The organism is Psychrobacillus sp. FSL H8-0510 (genome assembly GCF_038008345.1).
Taxonomy (GTDB): Bacteria; Bacillota; Bacilli; order Bacillales_A; family Planococcaceae; genus Psychrobacillus; species Psychrobacillus psychrotolerans.
The window spans coordinates 22,407-41,256 of sequence record NZ_JBBOYZ010000003.1; the positions used below are offsets into that span (position 1 = coordinate 22,407).

The following is an 18,850-nucleotide window of genomic DNA, read 5'->3' on the forward strand; positions in this document are numbered from 1 at the left end:
AGATTATTTATCTACAGGTAATGAATGTTATTATTGGGGACAATGAGGTGGCAAGAATATGAGAACGTTTAATAAATGGTGGAAATTCGCAGCTGTAGTTACTGTTCTACTTGCTATAAGTATTATAGGTATTCATAAGACAGTTTGGATACCTGGACAAGCTTGTGAACAAATGTCGAATATGGAGGACACTAAGAATGAATTAACCAAATTCGTAAAATTATTTGATCTTATGGGATTTGGTCCGGGACCAGATAATGATGAAGGTATATTAGCTCTTAGAGATACTGCATTTTTAGAAACAGAGGAGTTTGCTGAATGTTTAGGTGGTAGACATACCGTTCAATACACCATATATAAGGTGGTAAAGAAGGTCAATCCATTTAGTTAATAGAAAAGTTAGAGACTAAATCAAAAGAGATTTCATTCTATTTATAGGATGGAGTCTCTCTTTTTATTACACAAAAAAGGGAGAGCAAAGCATATGCAACCAAACCAGATTACATTTTGGGAGACATTAGAGGCATTTGTGAATACAGGAACAAACAGCGAGACGGTAGGAACTTCTGTAATACCGGATATTCGAAGTGAAAAGCAGAAAGGAAATTTCGTTTCGTATGATGTTGGAGAGAAAATAGGCATGGCTAAAAAAGATATTTCAGCTATTCGCATCAATTTTCTAGAGAAACCTAGTCTAGAGCTATTACATGAGATGGAAAAAACAGATGTACGAGTAGCAGCTGAGGTTTTAAAACGCCCTACCTTCTTTTCATGGTTTTCTTTAGCCAGCTGCAAAGAGGTAGGGGTAGAACCAGGTGTTGCGAAAGCAATTCAATTGTTCATTAACCGAATTCCCAAAGAATCTGCTGACTCACCGGTTGCTCGTGAAAAATACGCACGAACACTTCTTATATTGAGTGCAGGCTTGCAAGGAATCAAAACGAAAGATGAATATTTTGCTTTTGAGAAGTATATTACTGCTCTCTATTCCGCTGAGCATACTGCAAAGAGGATTACTTGTGTAGGAAACCTAAAATATCAGGAACGGGGATATTGGATGTTGAAGGACCTAGCTGATTCCTTAGCAATCAGAGACCAAGAGTTTAGAGGCGCTTTTATGAACTATTTCTTCAAACCGAAATCTCGTGAGACCGCATTAAACAGAGTCATATTTGAAGAGGATTGGGAAAAAGTCATACCAACTAATAAACCGAAAGTTGCTAAAACCACGAAAGCTAAAGAGGTTATATGGAAAAGAGATATACCAGAAGATCCTGTAAGAGATGCTGGTTCCTCAATTCAATTTTCTACTCCGGAAGAGTTTGGAGCTCATTTTAATTTCCGCTCGGTCGAATTTGGAAATTATGTTGAGGACCACAAGGCAGCGTTTCATTTACGGAATGCAGCTGAAGCATATGTGGACTTATCTGAAATTCTTACGATACCTCATAAAGCAGTTAGCTTAGATGGAACATTGGCAATGGCATTTGGTTCGCGTGGTAGTGGTTCGGCTTTAGGACATTACGAAGCTTCACGACAAGTAATTAATTTGACGAAAGTGAATGGCTCTTTAGGTATCCTCGCGCACGAATGGTATCACGCACTTGATAGCTATTTATACAATGCGAGTCATCATTTCGAGAATGGGAAGATTGGTTTTCTATCCAAAGGTACAGAAGGAGCAGCACTACAAGAAGCTCAATCAGCTATGGGGACGTTGCTAAAGACAATCAAAGAAGGAACTACAACGGCCTATATTGATGTATCTGGAGCGAAAAAATCCTATACGGTATATCAACCCTTCATCGATATGTACCAAGCTGTAAGAGGTAATTTACAGGCTTTTATGGATGTGGAAATTCGTGAGTTTGACCGAATGAATGAACGCAGGCTAAATGGGTGTGTATCCGAGAAATATAAAGAGGAAATGGTAAAGAAAATAGCAAAAAAACGAGTGTCTTTTATCCGTAGTCATGCTGAAGCTTTATCCGAATACCATTTTAAACAAACGGGAGAATTAGTGAAATCTATTCCTTACACTACAAATCGCACAGCTTTTTATCAAAACTCCATCAATATGGATAAGGGAGTCGTTTCTAAATATTGGAGTTCAGATGTAGAGATGACTGCAAGAGCTTTCGAGAGTTATGTAGCTGAGGAATTAAAACAATTAAAGTGGAGAAATGATTATTTGGTTTGTGGTGCAATCGGTAGTGTTTATCCAGAAGGGACAGAAAGAGAAGTTATTCATGTAGCCATGGCTAACTTTATTGATACCATACGTTCTGTTCTATCCAAAGGAGGACTATCCTTTGATTAATCTTATAATCCCTAGTCTAAAGGTAAATGTACTCTTAAATTCCTATCAAGAAGTGAAGGATTATGTATATTCACTTCACAATCATTTTGAGTGGTTACGAGGAAGTACCTGGGACTGGGACAATAGCTATGTAGAGATCAACGGTGTCCGTATTGGTCGTGTAAGTTATAACGGTACAGTGTGGGATAAGCACAATAGACGAGTAATAGATTAATCGTTTGAGTGGAGTTGAGGTACTAAAGTATCTTACTCCCTTCATTAACAATCTATTAAAAACATTTTGAATGAACACGAGATTATATGGAGGAATTAATGATGTACGAATATTATTGCGAAACTTGTAAAAAGTGGTGTGACAAGGAGGAGGTGGAGCTAGAAGAAGTGTTTGAAGGTGATTGGGAGGAAGTACATGTACCCTGTAATTCAAGGTTACGCGTATTCCCAACTGGTATACTTAATATATCAAACTAGCTGAGAATTTTATAAAGAGGGAAATAAGTCGAAATATGGCTTTTCATTTTCTAGGGAGAATGGTATACTAATTTTATTAAAAGCGATACGTTTTAGGTATCTGCTAGGACTAAACTATTAAGCTCTTTGGAGCCACGCAACTGTGCGTTGGTTTCAAGGAGCTTTTTTGTTTAGTCGGAATTTTTCGAAAAGAGGAGAGATAGTAGATGAGAGAAGAGATTGAGTACTTATGTTTAGATGAAGTAAATGGTTGTGAATTTGGGTTAGTGATTAATCAATACAGGAAGGATGCACTACCCGATGTGGAGATAGTGGTACTGAATCACGATTTGCGTATGGCACGAACTATTGGAAACGTTACTTCTGTAGAGGATGGAATGAATGAGGTAGTAGATTGTATTCAGCGAGGATTTTCCATTAATGGATTACACTTTTCACCATTATCGAATTACTCGCTTTCCAAGGACTTAATGGCAGAATGCATTTCTATATAGAAATTTCTATAACCATGATGTATAATAAATCCATACTATTTTATCTAACTTTTTTAATGCAAATCCTCTCTTTCGAGCGATTCTGCGGTGATGAACAATTAATAAGCCTTTGGGCTGATTGCGTTTCATAGTAATTTTTTTATTTTACTATGTGAACATATCAGTCTAAGGGCTTTTTTGCGTTCTCTTTTAGAGAAATGGTAAAAACTTTTAGAAAGGGTGTTTTGCACATGACGAAAAAATCATTTACTCGTCGAACTGCAACAGAAAAAAAAGAACAAGTGGAGGGATTAATGCAACAGCTGGAAGATGGTGTATTACATTTTTCTTATGAACCAGAAAAATACAAAGCTATCTTGCAGATGCAAGCGTTGATGTACGATTATTCATTTAATAACATCATGCTGATTGCACAACAATGTCCGAATGCAAGGTATATCGCTTCCTTCAACAGATGGAAAGAGTTAAACCGGTTCGTGAAAAAAGGAGAAAAAGCAATTCGTATTCTTGCTCCCCGTTTTAAACTGGAGAAGGATGAAATCACAGGGGAAGTTGAAAAGAAGAAAGTTGGATTTATAGGAGTTTCAGTTTTTGATGTATCACAAACTGAAGGAGAACCACTATCTATAGATGCCCACGCACTAACCCTTGATGGCGAGTCTGATGAAGCAATTCGTATATTTGAATGGGTCAAGCTACTTGCAGAAGAAGATGATTGTCCTCTGCATATTGGTTTTGCGAATGGTTCAAATGGTTATTATCGTCCTTCTACTCATGAAATTATGATTGGAGACCATTTATCCATTAATCATCGTGCCAAAACAGCGGTACATGAACTTGTGCATAGTCGTGTTCATTGTCATACCCATGCAAAAACGAGTAAAGAGGAAATGGAAAGTGTTGCGGAAGGTGTTGCTTTTATTATCTGTTCCTATTTTGGATTAGACACCAGTGATTACTCATTCGAGTATGTTCGTGGTTGGTCTAGTGATAATGGAGAATCCTTACGTAAATACGGGGAAATCATTCAGAAGACTGCTAATAGTCTTATTGCCGACTTTGAGCGAGTTGCAACTGCAATTCCAATGAAGGAGGTAACGAGTAATGAATTCACTTCAAACCAAATCAGTGCGTAATATCGGAGAACTACAGTTAATTCCTCTGGGCAAACATCCTAACGGATCCGGAGACGACTTAATAAAAGTATTAGCAGGCCACATATTATTAGGCTTTGCTAAAACAGAGGCAGAAGCATTTCAATTATTCAACAAATACTCACATGAGTGAACATTGTTGTTTTTGAATTGCTTTTTTTAATACGAAAAATGGAGGCTTTTATAGATGAATTATTTACAAGAGACAGAAGATAACCCGAAAATGCTGCAAGTTCGTTTGAAAGATGCATGGCATGAAGTGTTTTGCTATGCACTTGCTTACGAAAAAACAGAACGTCAATATGACAAGTTACTAGTCACTATAGTTAGTGGAAGTGACTCTGCATTGCAATCGATTAAGGGTGCGATTGACGTAGGTTCACAAGGCGGCATCTCAATGGGTTACGGAAAAAAAGGGACCACAGATTTTATCTTCCACCGAGAAAAGTCATTAGGTTGCGATAAAGGGAAGTATGAGAAGTTCGCAATGACATTGAGTCGTACTCGTAAAGCTATTGCCATTGTTCACGAAAGTGTATTGAACAATAGTGATTACGTATTATCTTTTCAAGGCAATCCAGCGAAAGATATTGCTCAATTGCTTGGTGGTGCTCAATACGGACTTCATATCTTACCTGAGTGGGAAGAAATCGTCTTGTCGGAACTGATTCGTTGTGAGCACCTAGTAGAACATGAGTTATATGCTGATAAGGAACTATTTCCTAATGGGCTTTCACTTTTCTCTATTAACTTGACGGAGGAACAAGCGGATCTATTCATAGAGCGTTTGTTACAGGAAGGACAAATTTCCTTTCCTAAAGATGGTAGCGGAGAATCGCTAGAAGCCATAGACGATTTAACGTCTTATCTACTAGAACACAACGAAGGCATGGTGAAAAAGTTATCAGAGACAGTTACTCCCTCTCATAATCCTTTGGAACATGATTCATTGGAACACTTTAATAGTTATCCACGCGAATTGTTTCCGGTTCAAGGGCATACAGCTACCGCAGTAAGCAAACGACTATTAAGTCAAAAATCGGTAATTATACAGGGCGAAATGAGTACAGGGAAATCTAGCATCATGACAGCTATAGCAGATGGATATCACGCTATGAAAGGTAAGAAAGGGTATTTCGCATGTTTGATGTGTCCCCCTTCCCTAACATCTAAATGGCCTGATGAAATCAAGGAATTAATTCCTCATGCTAACGTGCATGTAATCGAGAAAACGGAGCAATTGATTGCGTATCATCAAGCCTGGTTAGCAGACGGTAAACGAAAACCGACGGTCCCAACGTATTTTATTATTAGTTTTTCTACTATGCGGAATGATAGTCGAATCGTACCTGCAGTTAACCATCGCTATAAAAAGACAACGCTTCAACGAATAAATGAGTTAACCCCTTATCGAAATGGCTATTATTGTACTAGCTGTGGTAAACCACACCAAACGATAGAGGATATAACAACAGAGATAGATAAGGATGGGTATGAGATTGAAACACCGATTACTCATAACATGGACGCTACAGAATTTGGAGATTCCCGAAGACTGCATAACGGAGTAAAACCAGCCAACGCATTTTGTTTTCATTGTGGAGACTCTTTATGGACCAAATCCGTATTACATCGCTATGATTCATTTAAAGAATGGGCAAAGCATGAAAAACGTGTAATGCATTCAATTCATCAAGAGAATCCTCGATTGTATGCTCAAATTCAATCGGAACAAGAAAAGCATCCTACTGCGACTGGAATGCCTAGACGTGTCGCTGCCATTGAATATATTCGAAGAAAGATGAAATCCTTTTTCGATATTTCTATTGTAGATGAAGTACATTTGCTGAAATCGGGAAGTACTGCCCAGGGTAACAGTTTGGGAGCACTAGTACAGTCTTCCAAAAAGGTAGTAGCTGGTACAGGTACACTGTTTGGTGGCAAGGCTGAAGATATCTACTACTTACTATGGAGAATGTTTCCACACGACATGGTCAAAAGTGGGTTCAAATTCTCAGAAGTTAGTCGTTTTAACGAAGAATATGGGAATGTGGAAGAAACCGTTGTTACTTCAATAGGAGAGGATATGGAATATTCCAATACAAATTCTCGTGGTGGTAACCGTCGAACAAGTAAAAAAGTGTTGCCTGGTATTTCTCCTTTTATTTTTGGGAAGTACATGGTGCATAACGTTATTAACGTACGCTTGAAAGATGTTTGGCCAGATCCAGTTGAACTTGTAGATACTCCGACTATATTTGTTCCTATGTCAGAGGACTTGGAAAAACACTACCGTGGAATGATTTCCAGTTTTGAACACGAAATTGATGCAAGAGACGATGGATATAAGCTCTATATGCAAATGACGGATTACGGTATCGCATATGTCGATAACCCTTTTCAATTCCCAGATGCAACCTTTAAAACAAGTGATGGTGACCGTGAACTAATTTGGAGTGCCACTCACTTAAATGAAGATTGTACGCTTCCAAAAGAGAAGAAACTACAAGAAATTGTGGCGGGAGAAATGGAAGAAGGTAGAAAGTCGATAGTATATGTACGAGATACTGGTTCCTCTGTTGCAGGAAGAGACCTACGTCCTCGCTTGAAGCAAAAGCTAGAGGAAATTGGAGCAAAGGTATGTATTTTAGATACCTCCACTACGAAAACCAATGCAAGAAGTGAATGGTTAAAGAAAAAGATGGAGCAGGAAGGATACGATGTTTGTATAGTGTCTCAGGAATTAGTGAAAGTTGGACTAGACCTCCTATGTACACCTACGTTAATTTATTATCAGTTCTCCTGGAGCCTCTTTACTATTAACCAGAGTGCTAGACGGGCATGGCGCATCGGGCAGTCACAAGAGTGTCGTTTATTCTACTTAGCCTATAGTGGTACTTTTCAAGAAAAAATGGCGGAGATCATTGCTATGAAGAATCGGGCGACAGCAGCAATAAACGGCGAGGTATCTTCTGACGGTTTAAGCGCGATGCTTGGAGACGAGGGAGATTTGCAATCTATGCTTATTCAGAGTGTAAAAAAAGGTGGAGCAGTTATGAAAGGCTCAGCTGAAGATTGGATCGCTCAAAGTTCAGACCGAGCAAGAGAACTCCTTGCAAACATGGGTAAAAAACGAGAGAAACTAACCTTAATCCAACAATTTGAACAATGGGTAGAGGCGGGAATAAAAGGTGTTAGTACAAAAGAGATCTTACTTCGCGATAAATCTATTCTTACTCAAAACATTGAGAACAATCTTATTCCAGGCTTTGAATGGAAAGGGAATGTATTAGCAGTGGATATCGTAGAAGGAATTGGCTTCGATAGAAAATTCGTTTCTGATGGCGCTATATTGTATCACCTATCCAAACCACAAATTGGAGAGCGAGAGCATATAGATTCTAAACCAACAGAACAGGATACTTCACCGGTCATTATTTCTATCAAGGATGTAGAGAAAAAGAAAGTTAAAAAATCAAATAAAAAAGTTGTTTCAGAAAATCAACTTGCTTTTGATTTATTCGCTTAATAATACTATAGGGAACTCTTGTATGGATGTATAGGTTCGCAAGAGTTTCCAATCAAGAGAGGACGGAGCATATGCTATTAATTATAGAAAGTTTACTTACACAAGGAATAATGTTTTTTATGACTTTAGGAGAAAGTTTATATTACTTTTTGACAAAACAAAAGGTGTCTGCAGAGGAGCCATTACCACTTTGGGGACTCCCTCGTTCTGTAGTTTCAGTGGGGAACCAGGAATCTGTTAGGCAAAACGAATATACAGCTTCTGTATTAACGGCCGAACAAGAACAATTCTTTCAACAGTTTCTTTCCGGAACAAATGAAATGGAAGATTGTATGGAGAATAATTATCTAGAATCAGTAACACCTATAGAAGATCCATCGTATGAATCAGAACTTTTATCGATGGCTTCTTGGGATGAATTAGAACCACAAGCTGTTTTGTTATCTTCTAAACTTGCATCTAAAGCAGATTGTAGAATCAAAGATTTAGTGATAGGGAAACAACTCTGGGTTGTTGAAGTAGTAGGAGAAGAACAAGGTTATTTACATGTCAGTGATGGAAGTGCAAGGGAATGGGTAAATTGTACTTTTATTAGGAATATTAACAAGGGTGACATTTTGTCCATTTTTGTCGAAAGAAATGTAGATAATCACATTGACATACTAGCAATTGATATGCTACAAAAATATTCTTCTGACTTTTCCATAGAGGAAGAATTAATGATAAATGACGACTATTTCCATACTGAATCACATGTAGTAGCCTAGTTTATAAGGTCTGAGTCTAACTAAATTAGTTAGGTTCTTTCCTTCTTATTGGTTTTTAACTTATAGAAATCAATAAGAAGGAAGGAACCATAGTTATTATAAATAAAATAAATTGGAATTTTATGATAATTAATACGAGAATTATTATGTTGAATTAACCATATATGTTTGATATTGTTATGTTCATAGAACTAACGAAAGATATAAATCGCATGACATAAGTACCACGAAGGGGAAGATTAACGTTGAATAATGTCACTGAAATATCGAAATATAAATCAAATACCAGTCATTATGAAGTATTGGATCAAGCGATACAGAAAGGATTATTATTTTCTACAATTGAAATGGAATATAAAAGAGGTGCAAAAAATTTCTATACTAACGGGGATGGTAGAAAAGGTTTTTCATTAAGTGCGTCTTACTATAAACATTTGGAATTCCAATTAGATTCTATTAGAAATAGAATTATCATACCAATTATCAACAAATTAAATTGTAGTTTCGTGATTGTGTTTGAAGTTTCTCAAAAAGGTGAAATTCTTTCTGATCACGTTAAATTGTCATTACAAATGGAATGTCCTAAACGACTACCTTACTTAGAAACAGTAGAGGAAGTATTCAACGTGCTGATGCCATTCACTGATTATATAAGTAATCTCGAAGTAAATGGTCATAGTAGAGGACTATCTTATATCAGAGCTGAAATGAATATCAGTCGTGAAGATCTAATGGATACAATTCTAAATCCCTATGTAGATGAATTCATTGAGAAACAATGGCATGATTTTGGCATAATAGCTTACCACGAAGCCAAAGAACAGTTTTCATTAAATGTACGAATTCCTTTTACATATGGAGCTTTTACATGGGATACGATTGAAAAAAGCATAAGAATAACTCAACAAGAAACCTTAAAAGAGTTAATGAATATATGATAAAAACACCATTTTATATTCAAGCAAGTTCTATCATCCCATCTATTAATCCCGAAAATGAGTTTCAAGCTGATGGTTCATCCGACTTCTTAGGTAATGTAGTAGGAGATTTAGCAGCAGTTGTTGTACCGATTCATTACTGGGGAATCATTGGTCTAACAGCGATTTTTATTATAGGTACATTAGTGATGATTCTCTCTGCTTTGTTTAAGAATGGGCAGTGGCAGAAATACGGACAAAATTCGATGTTTTGGTCATTCCTTGTTATGTTGCTACTTCGGGGTGGTCCTATATTAGTCTTATCCATTAGGGATTCTTCCGATGTAGATTCGTTATTACAAGATTTCGTTTTGACACTTAGTTATTCTGCAATCTTTTTAGGGGCTCTTACAATAGCGGCTAGTGGATTATACCGATTCGGATATAACTTGATTGAACATCCTGAATTTTACCGACGCTCTAAAGCACTTGTCATGGTATCTGTTCTAATGATGGCATTCGCAATGATTATTCCTAAAGCGTTCCAATTTATATAAAAGTGAACGCTTTCAAATTAATTAATAATATAGGTAAAATAGCCTTTAATATTTATGGGTTGTTTGCTATGATAAATAAAAGAATATTTCACAAAATCAAAGGGCGTACCCCTTTCTTTAAAGCATTATTAATGTGCTTAAGGAAAGGAGTGCGTCCTTTTTTTGGGTTTGAACACAAGGAGTTTAATACACTTATGAAAATAAATTTAATATATAACCAGAAGAGTTTGGTATCTACCTGGGAAGATATTCTCTCTCTTCTTTACCCGAATGCCATTCAATCGTGTTTTCCAATAACTGACTGGAACAAACAAACAAACCAAGAAGATGTTGATTTGGTGTTCTACATTTCGATGAATGTAACGGATTCATTTAAAAAAATTTCGGATTATTACTACAAACTAAATATTCCTATTCTTTGCGTCATGGAACACTACACAGAAGTCGAATACAAGGTTTTAAGAAATAGCAAGTTGAAAGGCCTTATCCATATGCGTACTACCTCCGTAAAATCAATCAAGGAAATTACTGATTTAATCTTAGATGGTGGCTACTATTTAGAACCTCCGATAAAGAGCTGAAAATTAAAAAATATAATTATTGTTTACATATATAAAATATTGATATATTATAAATATTAACAATAATCATTAGGAGTGAGTTAGATGTCAAAAACAAAATTAGCTATTATCGGTGGCAGTCAAGAGCATACATATCAACAGATCGGCAAGAAAATGGGTTGTGAAGTTCTGTTTCATAATGGAAAGTCACGAAATGGTGGAGTTAAAAAGGATTTCCGTCCAATTATTAAGAAAGCCGATTGTGTCGTAGTACTACTAGGGGCAATTGGGCATGTATCAATGGATGTCGTAAAGGAACTTTGTAAAGAAAATGATAAACAGTTAGTATTCCATCAAGGTAGAGGAGCATCTGGAGCAGTATTTTCAGGATTAGAGTCTATCGGAAAGGTAGTCGCGTAATGATAAGAGATTTTCAAAAGGGTGAACACCCAAGACCGAAGAATGGCTTTGGATTATTTTTATTTTGTTTATTGGTATCCCTATTCGTATATACCTTTTCCAATGATGTACATATAACGCCACCAGCAGAAAACGAACCAGATATAATCGCAAAGATAAATAATAGGAGTTGAGTAAATGAACATTTTAGCATTTGCAGATATTCGTACTTCTCTCGAATTACCGGATGTGCAGCCTGATGTGATTCTTTTGTTAGGAGATATACCTTCACTAGCCGTGGCTCGAATTGATAGAAAGTACGATTGCATCAAACTAGGTGTACTAGGAAATCATTGTCACCCTTCAGTATTCAGTGGTACCTCTGTAATCAATATGCATGAAAAGACGATTCTTATTAAAGGTATAAGCTTTGCAGGTTTCGAGGGAGTACCGCCATATAAAGATAGACCTCATGGTCAACGGACAGAAGCGGAGCTGCAGTCTTTTTTGAATAAAGTTAAGAATCAGCATATCGATATATTCATCATGCACTCAAATCCTTCATATGGAGACAAGGGATTAGATGATGCACATCGAGGCTATCAAGCAATCACTTCCTTTTTATTTGAAAAAGGGATTACCTATTTATTCCACGGCCATTTACACGATCCTTTTATCCGGAAGGTGGAAGATACTACTATTCATTCAGTGTACCCATATAGTTGGTTACCTAATTTGAAATTAGATAAAGAATAGGAGGAACATATTATGGAATTTACGGATTTAACGGAAAAACAATGTATCGGTTGCGGTAATTTTTATAGCATACCGACAGAAGTTGCGATGATTTCTTTGTATTGCTGCTCTACCTGTAAAGAAAATCATTCTATTTTTATGGCGGAAGATACTAATTTTTCATTTGATAAATCATTGAATGTTGGTGAGCATAAGTGAAGTTGCTAATATTTGAAAAGCCGAAACAAGCAAAAAGTATCTGTGAAGCGTTTCAATATGAAAAGAAAAAAGGATATCTTTATCTGAAACCACAACAACCCCATTTCCCCGATGGGGCTTTTGCTATATGGTGCGTCGGTCACATAATGGAACAATGCCTTCCAGAAGAAATTAATCCCGAATGGAAACAATGGAAATATGAAGACCTTCCGCTTGCTCTCGATTCAGTCATTCCTCTGAAAGTGGTCAAAGAGAGAAAAACGGAGTATGCCAATATAAAGAAGTTTGTTCATGACCCTAAGGTAAAAGAGATTTACCATCTCGGTGATGCCGAACAGGAAGGTCAGCTTATCGTAGATGAGGTCCTTTATCATATGAAGAATAAGAAACCTGTTAAACGAGTGTGGTTGAATTCATATGAGAAGAGCGCAGTTATGAAAGCATTTCAACATATACGACCAAACGAGGAATATCATCCTTATTACGTCGCGGCATTATCCCGCTCCATTAGTGATTATCTAATCGGAATAAACAGTAGTCGAGCAATTTCTCTATTACTTGCAGACAAAGCGAAGTCCCTTTACAGTGCAGGCAGATGCCAGTCACCAATTTTAAGGATTCTAGTAGAACGGGACCGTGCCATTAGTAATTTTAAACCTACTCCTTATTACGAATTAACTGGAGTCTTCGAAAAACAAGGTGTTTTAATCCAGGCGAAGTTTGATTCGAGTGAGGACCCTCTTGATGATAAAGAGCAAGCGGATGCACTAGCCGACTACTTAAAGGGGAAAGAGGCAATTGTAGAATCAGTAGAGGAAAAAATGGAGCAAGTACCTCCGCCTCCTTTTTTCAATCTTACTTCGTTGATCAACGAGATGAATAAGATTACCAAACAATCACCGGAGCAAATCCAATCTGTAGCACAGTCTCTCTATGAGAATGGATATATCAGTTATCCGCGAGCTTTACCGACCGTGGTTAATCCCGAAGAAGCCCTGGCATTCCCTGAAATCTTAGATTCTTTAAGTAACCTGGGATGGGGGGAGAATCATTTACCTGCTCCAATTCAAGATATTAGTTCAGATAAACGGTATATAAACTCGCAAAAAACAGATGACCATTATGCGATTATCCCAACGACTAAAGTGCCTGATAGGAATCAACTGTCCAATGAAGAACAGCTAATGTATCAAATGATTGCTAATCGACTAATCACCGCACATTATCCAGCAGCTGTATATAGTGTCATGAAAGCCACTATTTTAGTGGATGACGAATATCCTTTCACTTTAAAAGAGAAGCGTTTAGTTACAAAAGGGTGGAAATCCTGTGTGTCTGAAACCGAATCTAATAACGAAGAGATGAAGGATATACCTGAACTAATCGAAGAAGAAACCTTAGTACTAAACAACGTTATCAGGGAAGATAAAGTAACCACTTCTCCAAAGAGATTTACCCAAGGGCAACTTCCTACCATCATGGAGAATATTTCAGCTTACTTATCAGAAGAGGAAAAAAAGGGATTAGGAAAAACAGAACTATCTCTAGGTACGGTTGCTACTAGAAGTAATATCATTCAACAGTTAATGAATCGAAGATATATAGAAGCTCGTAAAAACAATATTTTTGTCTTAGCTAAAGGCTTCATTTTGATTGATGCATTAGGCAAAGGTAGTTGGTTAAGTTCTCCTCGAGAAACAGGGTTGATGGAACAATACCTTGAACAAGTGAAAGCGGGGAAAAAGAATGCGGCTCCATTCTTGGAACGTTCAAAACAATTAGTCAGTGAGTTAATCCGTGACCTGCAGTTGAATGCGCCGAATTGGCAGCTAGAATCCTCCCACTTAGAAGAAGTTATAAAAGAACAGGAACAGTTGCAAAAACAGAGAGAGAAAAAGTACGGTACTAAAGAAGTAATAGGTAAGTGTTTATTATGTGATGGTGATGTCCAAGATCAAGGCAACTTTTATGGATGTTCTAACCACAAACAAACGGAATGTTCTTTCGCTATTAATAAAAAAATAAGTGGCCAGCCTATTAGTAAAGTCATTGCACAACAGATATTAATGCAAGGAAAAACTGATAAACTTTCTAACTTCGTAAGTAAAAAAACAGGGAAACCATTTAAAGCACAATTGGTATGGGATAGAGAGAAAAAGACACTACTATTCAACTTTGCTTAATTAAATAGAAATTAATTATATGTACAAAGGAGGATTTAACATGCATTCAGCTTTATTAACGGATGGAAAGGTTATAACAGCAAAAGCCTACGAAGAAACTCTACATGGTGTTCGACTAAGTTGTATCGATAAAAGTTGTGGTGTTCCCATTATTTTTATCCCCGAATCGAAAGAAAAAGAAATAGTGGCTCACTTTAGGACCTCTGGTAAAGGTGCATCTATTCATAAAACAGGTTGTGGTTTCGCTAAAAAATTATCTTTTTCTGAAACGGTAGAAAAAGTAACGGAATATCAAGCTTCGCTAAGGGAACAAGGGATACGAGAATTTATAGTCCGTTTAAACCTGGACAGTATAGATCCTGATTTCGTACCAAAAGAGGTAAACCGAGAGCCTAATGATACCGAAAAAGAAAAATCAGAGCTGGATGATAAATCACTAAAAGAGAGCAATCCTACTCCACAATCCATCGGATCCCTTAAAGCCGTTAAAAAGCTATTTACGAATGTGGAACCTGATTTACTTGCAAGTATCATTATCTCTGTAAAAGGAACCAAAATTCCTATCTCTGAACTGATTAGGAGTAATCGAGATGCGCATATTGCATTGTGGCAAAATAAGACAATGAATTTACCCTATTTTATCCACGGTACCGTTGATAAAGTAATCCGTCGAGAGAAAGTATGGTACGTCAACTTCGAAGCATCAGACGCTAGTTTTTTCTCTCTCGTGGTGTTCGAAAAACACTTCAAACACTTTACTTTTAAGGATGCCGAACTAGTAGGTAAAAACATATTAGCCTATGGTTATCTAAAGAAGAATGAGTTTAATAAAGATAGACCCGCAACTGAGATGATTATCAAGAGTAACAGATATTTGGAATTTCTATAAAATTCTAACGGAAGCCCGGAAAGGAGGTAAACAAATGAAGGCAGACAAGGAACAAGTTGCCAAACGTTTGCAAGAGATTCGTTCACGCTCAAATCTCTCAATTTCGGAGTTTGGAAAAAGAATAGATAATACTAATAAATCTACTGTCAACTCATGGTTGCGTGGCATAGCATTGCCACCAAGAGAGAAACTACTACGAATTGCTTTCTTAGCTGACACCTCTGTAAATTGGATTTTATGGGGAGATAGATTACATGAAAGTTGTGACAACTGTTCTTCAATTTTAAGTAATGGCGAATGTTTAAAATGCAATTTAGAAATTCAAAAAGAGATGAAGAATTTCTTAGATTTGGAAGACAGCAAATTTTTACATATAACAGTAAAGCCTGATAAGGAGCAAGTCGCTAAGAGACTGCAAGAAATCCGTTCACGTTCATACCTTTCTATTTCAGAGTTTGGAAAGAAAATAGGGAATGTTAATAAATCAACAATGAACTCGTATTTGCGTGGTATAGCATTACCACCCAGAGAAAGATTACTAAGAATTGCTTTCTTAGCTGATACCTCAGTAAATTGGATTTTGTGGGGAGATGAATCACCCGAAAGTTGTGATAACTGTTCTTCAATTTTAAGTAATGGCGAATGTTTAAATTGCCTACATGAAAGACAGGATGAAATGACGAATTTCTTCGACATGGTAGATAGCAATTTATTTCCTATGACACAAGAGAGGAAATCATTAATCTTACAAATCATTAGTAGTGAAATAGAAGAAATAAAATCAAAAGTACACTGTTACAAAGTATAAAAAGAATTTATTTAGGAGTTAAAAGATGAAACTATTATTATTAGCTATTCTCTTATTCAGCATTTTAATGATGGGAGCAGCACTAACAGAGAGTTTAAACAAACCTAAAAAACAATTAGAGAAGGGGGTATGGTTGAGTATGTTCCCTTTATTTCTTCTGGTTACTATCTTTACTACGGTAAATTTGGTTTTACCCTTTCACCAACCATTTATAGAGGCAGGTCAAAATATTAGCATTCTATTATTCCTTTTCTCTTGTCTGATATTTGAAATGGCTTTTAGATTTAAAAAAGGGAGCGTACCCACATGAATATGACGATAACAGTAATATTGTTTCTTTTTTCAATAGCGATAGCTACAGGAATAGTCTACTACTACTATCTATTCGATAAAATCTTTACTGAAAAAGGAGCAACAGAATGATTATTTCTATAATCTATATCCTTTTATACTTGTTTTCCTGTTGGATTACCATTAGTGGTCTCTTTAGAATTGCTTCTTCCGGAAATCCCCAGCGACGTAGTAAAGGTTTAATGCTTATATTAATTGGGGCAGTAGGTAGATTTATAATTCTATACATTGCATGGTCTGGTGGTTTTCCTTTATGGTATGCCATTATTGCACAGTTCTTACCAATTCTATGTTTACTAGGAATGAATCTCAAACACGTACTAAGTGATTATATAAAGGATGTTAGATTGTGATGGGAGTGTAGAATTTAAACCAAAGTAGATAATATTTCAAATTTATCCAGAACCTCAACACATCTCCAGAAGAATACCGATAAAACTAATATAGTTGCAGCACCTTAGGGGGTACGTGAAAATGATTTCACGAAAGGATAGGTTTAAATCCAACAAGTCTACAATACTCGTTTTCCTAGATAAATATATAAACATCGTAACTGGTTTTTGGAATGACCAAAGTGGGTGGATTATATTAAGTATTCTTACCATTGTGATTTTCACTTTACCAGGGTGGTTATATATAATATTTGAGTAGCCAAAAGAAAAGAATTAAGTGAGACATGATGTCCATTTCAAGCGTAAATAACTTTTAAATCTGATTACAATTACGTGCATGTACGTCTTATATTTATTTAAAACAGGTACAAATAAATGATATTCTGGAAATGAGGTACCATATATGGACGAAGTAATATTAACAGCAGACGAGCGAAGTAACTATATATCTTTGTGTGCTCTTATTAGTGGTTATGACGCAAGTTGCTATGAAAAAATGAACGACTATATGTTGGAAAAAGAGTATCGACATTTAAATGGTATTAAAGAAGAAAATTAGTGTGTAGGGGGAATTGTAATGAAAAAGGCATTATTAAGTACTATTTTTGGAGGTTGCGTTCTATTAAGTGGATTATGGATGGGTGGATCCACTTATGCTAATACCGAGATTGATAAAGACCTAAATACTTCTGTTGAAGAAGCACAAGAATTTTTACTGGATACAAAAGTGGATGGAATGTTTGAATATCGCCATGATACGGACTTTTATGAAGTAATCGTCCAAAAGGATGGTATTCTAACGATCAACTTAAATGCGGAGGAAATGGGAACTTATTTATCTATTCTAAAAGCAGACTTAACGACATTAAAACCATATCTAACAGTTAATACATTTCGAAATGTTGGAGAGAAGGATAGTGTATCAATTAACGTAACAAAAGGTACATACTTTTTAAAAGTAGAAACTGACGGGGCTCCATCAAGTGGGGGGGCATACAGTTTTACAACGGAGTTTATTAAGAAAGTAGTAAAACAGGAAAAAGTAATGTGGGGGAAAACCGAATTAAAACTGGGTCAAATAGGGAAGGTAACGATATTACAAGACACTAATTTAGTTAAACTAGCAAGTAATGGTTCTTTAACAATCGTTCGTACACTGGATAAGGGAGAGGAATATCGAGTTTACAGTTATAAGAGTAATCATGGCGGTTTATATGGTGTAGGTGGGGGCAACTTCATACAAAAGGATGTTAAAGTGAAATATGAAACACCTTCAAAGTCTAAACTTGCTTTATTAACACAATAGGAAGATGTCTATTCAACGAAAGTAAGCTGAATATAATTAATTTAAACCACTCTAACAAAGTCTATTGTCTAGAGTGGTTTTTTTTACTAGTTCACATAAATTTATAAAGAATTTAACAAACCAATATGATTGTTCTTTGGTGAATTGACATCACTAGAAACAGGATAGGCTTTCATTAATGTAGCATCAAAAGGCACCAACATACTCTTTAATTTCTCTTTATCCTGCAAGGATGGATTTAACCAATCCTTTTCATTCTCTCTCGTTAAGATAACAGGCATCCGATCATGAATATCTTTTACTAAGGTATTAGCTTCCGTTGTAAGGATCGTACAGGAATGGATTGTTTGACCATTTGGATTTTTCCATGACTCCCATAGACCAGCTGCACCAAACATTCCATCATCCTTCATCTTTATACGCATAGGGGTTTTCCCATCTGGTCCCACCACCCACTCGTAGAAAGAGTCCATAACGATGATACAACGCTTCTTCAAGAAAGCATGACGGAAGCTAGGTTTACTCTCAACTGTTTCAGAGCGAGCGTTGATTAATTTGGAACCAATTTTTTCGCTCTTTGACCATCCCGGTATTAACCCCCAACGGAGGCCGCCTAGTCGGCTACTACTCCCGTCATTAATAATAGATATAACCGGTTGTGAAGGAGCTACATTAAAGCTAGGGGAGTAGTTTTCTTCAGCAAAGGCTACATCTACATCGAAACGTTCTAATATCTGATCATAGTCAGCAAATAACGTGAAACGACCACACATAATTCATTACACCTTTCGCACAAAGT

General features: G+C 36.5%; 23 protein-coding genes. 22 read left to right on the forward strand and 1 reads right to left on the reverse strand.

Features of this window, described 5'->3' with window-relative positions; translation table 11 throughout:
* Window positions 1–58 precede the first annotated feature (58 nt).
* The 22 genes from MHI40_RS22250 to MHI40_RS22355 all read left to right on the forward strand — a co-directional run bounded on the left by MHI40_RS22250 (window position 59) and on the right by MHI40_RS22355 (window position 18,051).
* Entirely contained in the window at window positions 59–391 is a 333-nt protein-coding gene (locus MHI40_RS22250; RefSeq protein WP_340765680.1) for a hypothetical protein, read from the forward strand.
* A gap of 93 nt (window positions 392–484) precedes the next feature.
* Window positions 485–2,320, forward strand: coding sequence for an LPD1 domain-containing protein (locus MHI40_RS22255; protein WP_340765682.1), 1,836 nt, complete (start codon window positions 485–487; stop codon window positions 2,318–2,320).
* Window positions 2,313–2,534, forward strand: coding sequence for a hypothetical protein (locus MHI40_RS22260; RefSeq protein ID WP_340765684.1), 222 nt, complete (start codon window positions 2,313–2,315; stop codon window positions 2,532–2,534). Before MHI40_RS22255 ends, MHI40_RS22260 begins: the two co-directional genes overlap by 8 nt.
* Before the next feature lie 463 nt (window positions 2,535–2,997).
* A complete protein-coding gene (locus tag MHI40_RS22265; protein ID WP_340765685.1) occupies window positions 2,998–3,285 on the forward strand; it encodes a hypothetical protein in 288 nt (95 codons plus the stop codon).
* A gap of 230 nt (window positions 3,286–3,515) precedes the next feature.
* Complete coding sequence (locus tag MHI40_RS22270; RefSeq protein WP_340765687.1) at window positions 3,516–4,421, forward strand: ArdC family protein; 906 nt, start codon at window positions 3,516–3,518, stop codon at window positions 4,419–4,421.
* Window positions 4,390–4,572 carry a hypothetical protein gene (locus MHI40_RS22275; protein ID WP_340765688.1) on the forward strand — a complete coding sequence of 61 codons (183 nt, stop codon included), beginning with the start codon at window positions 4,390–4,392 and terminating at the stop codon, window positions 4,570–4,572. The genes MHI40_RS22270 and MHI40_RS22275 overlap by 32 nt, the downstream gene beginning before the upstream one ends.
* A gap of 54 nt (window positions 4,573–4,626) precedes the next feature.
* On the forward strand, window positions 4,627–7,968 hold the full coding sequence (locus MHI40_RS22280; protein ID WP_340765690.1) for a DEAD/DEAH box helicase: 3,342 nt from the start codon (window positions 4,627–4,629) through the stop codon (window positions 7,966–7,968).
* A gap of 71 nt (window positions 7,969–8,039) precedes the next feature.
* The gene (locus MHI40_RS22285; RefSeq protein WP_340765692.1) at window positions 8,040–8,735 is read left to right on the forward strand and encodes a hypothetical protein; all 696 of its coding nucleotides are present in this window, start codon (window positions 8,040–8,042) and stop codon (window positions 8,733–8,735) included.
* A 245-nt stretch (window positions 8,736–8,980) separates the two neighbouring features.
* Window positions 8,981–9,673 carry a hypothetical protein gene (locus MHI40_RS22290; protein ID WP_340765693.1) on the forward strand — a complete coding sequence of 231 codons (693 nt, stop codon included), beginning with the start codon at window positions 8,981–8,983 and terminating at the stop codon, window positions 9,671–9,673.
* Window positions 9,670–10,209, forward strand: a complete 540-nt coding sequence (locus MHI40_RS22295) for a hypothetical protein (protein WP_340765696.1) — start codon at window positions 9,670–9,672, stop codon at window positions 10,207–10,209. Before MHI40_RS22290 ends, MHI40_RS22295 begins: the two co-directional genes overlap by 4 nt.
* Window positions 10,210–10,211: 2 nt before the next feature.
* The gene (locus tag MHI40_RS22300) at window positions 10,212–10,790 is read left to right on the forward strand and encodes a hypothetical protein (protein ID WP_340765698.1); all 579 of its coding nucleotides are present in this window, start codon (window positions 10,212–10,214) and stop codon (window positions 10,788–10,790) included.
* A gap of 84 nt (window positions 10,791–10,874) precedes the next feature.
* Window positions 10,875–11,189: a DUF2325 domain-containing protein gene (locus MHI40_RS22305; protein ID WP_340765700.1), complete on the forward strand. Its 315-nt coding sequence runs from the start codon at window positions 10,875–10,877 to the stop codon at window positions 11,187–11,189.
* A 177-nt stretch (window positions 11,190–11,366) separates the two neighbouring features.
* The gene (locus MHI40_RS22310) at window positions 11,367–11,924 is read left to right on the forward strand and encodes a metallophosphoesterase family protein (RefSeq protein ID WP_340765701.1); all 558 of its coding nucleotides are present in this window, start codon (window positions 11,367–11,369) and stop codon (window positions 11,922–11,924) included.
* A 12-nt stretch (window positions 11,925–11,936) separates the two neighbouring features.
* Window positions 11,937–12,122 carry a hypothetical protein gene (locus MHI40_RS22315; protein WP_340765703.1) on the forward strand — a complete coding sequence of 62 codons (186 nt, stop codon included), beginning with the start codon at window positions 11,937–11,939 and terminating at the stop codon, window positions 12,120–12,122.
* Window positions 12,119–14,305, forward strand: coding sequence for a type IA DNA topoisomerase (locus tag MHI40_RS22320; protein WP_340765705.1), 2,187 nt, complete (start codon window positions 12,119–12,121; stop codon window positions 14,303–14,305). The genes MHI40_RS22315 and MHI40_RS22320 overlap by 4 nt, the downstream gene beginning before the upstream one ends.
* 40 nt (window positions 14,306–14,345) lie before the next feature.
* On the forward strand, window positions 14,346–15,194 hold the full coding sequence (locus MHI40_RS22325; protein WP_340765707.1) for a hypothetical protein: 849 nt from the start codon (window positions 14,346–14,348) through the stop codon (window positions 15,192–15,194).
* A 34-nt stretch (window positions 15,195–15,228) separates the two neighbouring features.
* Window positions 15,229–16,002, forward strand: coding sequence for a helix-turn-helix domain-containing protein (locus MHI40_RS22330; RefSeq protein WP_340765708.1), 774 nt, complete (start codon window positions 15,229–15,231; stop codon window positions 16,000–16,002).
* 25 nt (window positions 16,003–16,027) lie between these two features.
* Window positions 16,028–16,312 carry a hypothetical protein gene (locus MHI40_RS22335; RefSeq protein ID WP_340765711.1) on the forward strand — a complete coding sequence of 95 codons (285 nt, stop codon included), beginning with the start codon at window positions 16,028–16,030 and terminating at the stop codon, window positions 16,310–16,312.
* Window positions 16,313–16,421: 109 nt separating this feature from the next.
* Entirely contained in the window at window positions 16,422–16,706 is a 285-nt protein-coding gene (locus tag MHI40_RS22340; protein ID WP_340765713.1) for a hypothetical protein, read from the forward strand.
* A gap of 121 nt (window positions 16,707–16,827) precedes the next feature.
* Entirely contained in the window at window positions 16,828–17,004 is a 177-nt protein-coding gene (locus MHI40_RS22345) for a hypothetical protein (RefSeq protein ID WP_340765714.1), read from the forward strand.
* A gap of 144 nt (window positions 17,005–17,148) precedes the next feature.
* Window positions 17,149–17,304, forward strand: coding sequence for a hypothetical protein (locus MHI40_RS22350; RefSeq protein WP_340765716.1), 156 nt, complete (start codon window positions 17,149–17,151; stop codon window positions 17,302–17,304).
* Between the two features lie 18 nt (window positions 17,305–17,322).
* Window positions 17,323–18,051 (forward strand): hypothetical protein, encoded by a 729-nt coding sequence (locus MHI40_RS22355; RefSeq protein WP_340765718.1) that lies wholly within the window; start codon window positions 17,323–17,325, stop codon window positions 18,049–18,051.
* A 101-nt stretch (window positions 18,052–18,152) separates the two neighbouring features.
* On the opposite strand, the gene MHI40_RS22360 is transcribed toward MHI40_RS22355, so the two are convergent.
* Complete coding sequence (locus MHI40_RS22360) at window positions 18,153–18,824, reverse strand: SOS response-associated peptidase (RefSeq protein WP_340765720.1); 672 nt, start codon at window positions 18,822–18,824, stop codon at window positions 18,153–18,155.
* Between the last annotated feature and the right edge of the window lie 26 nt (window positions 18,825–18,850).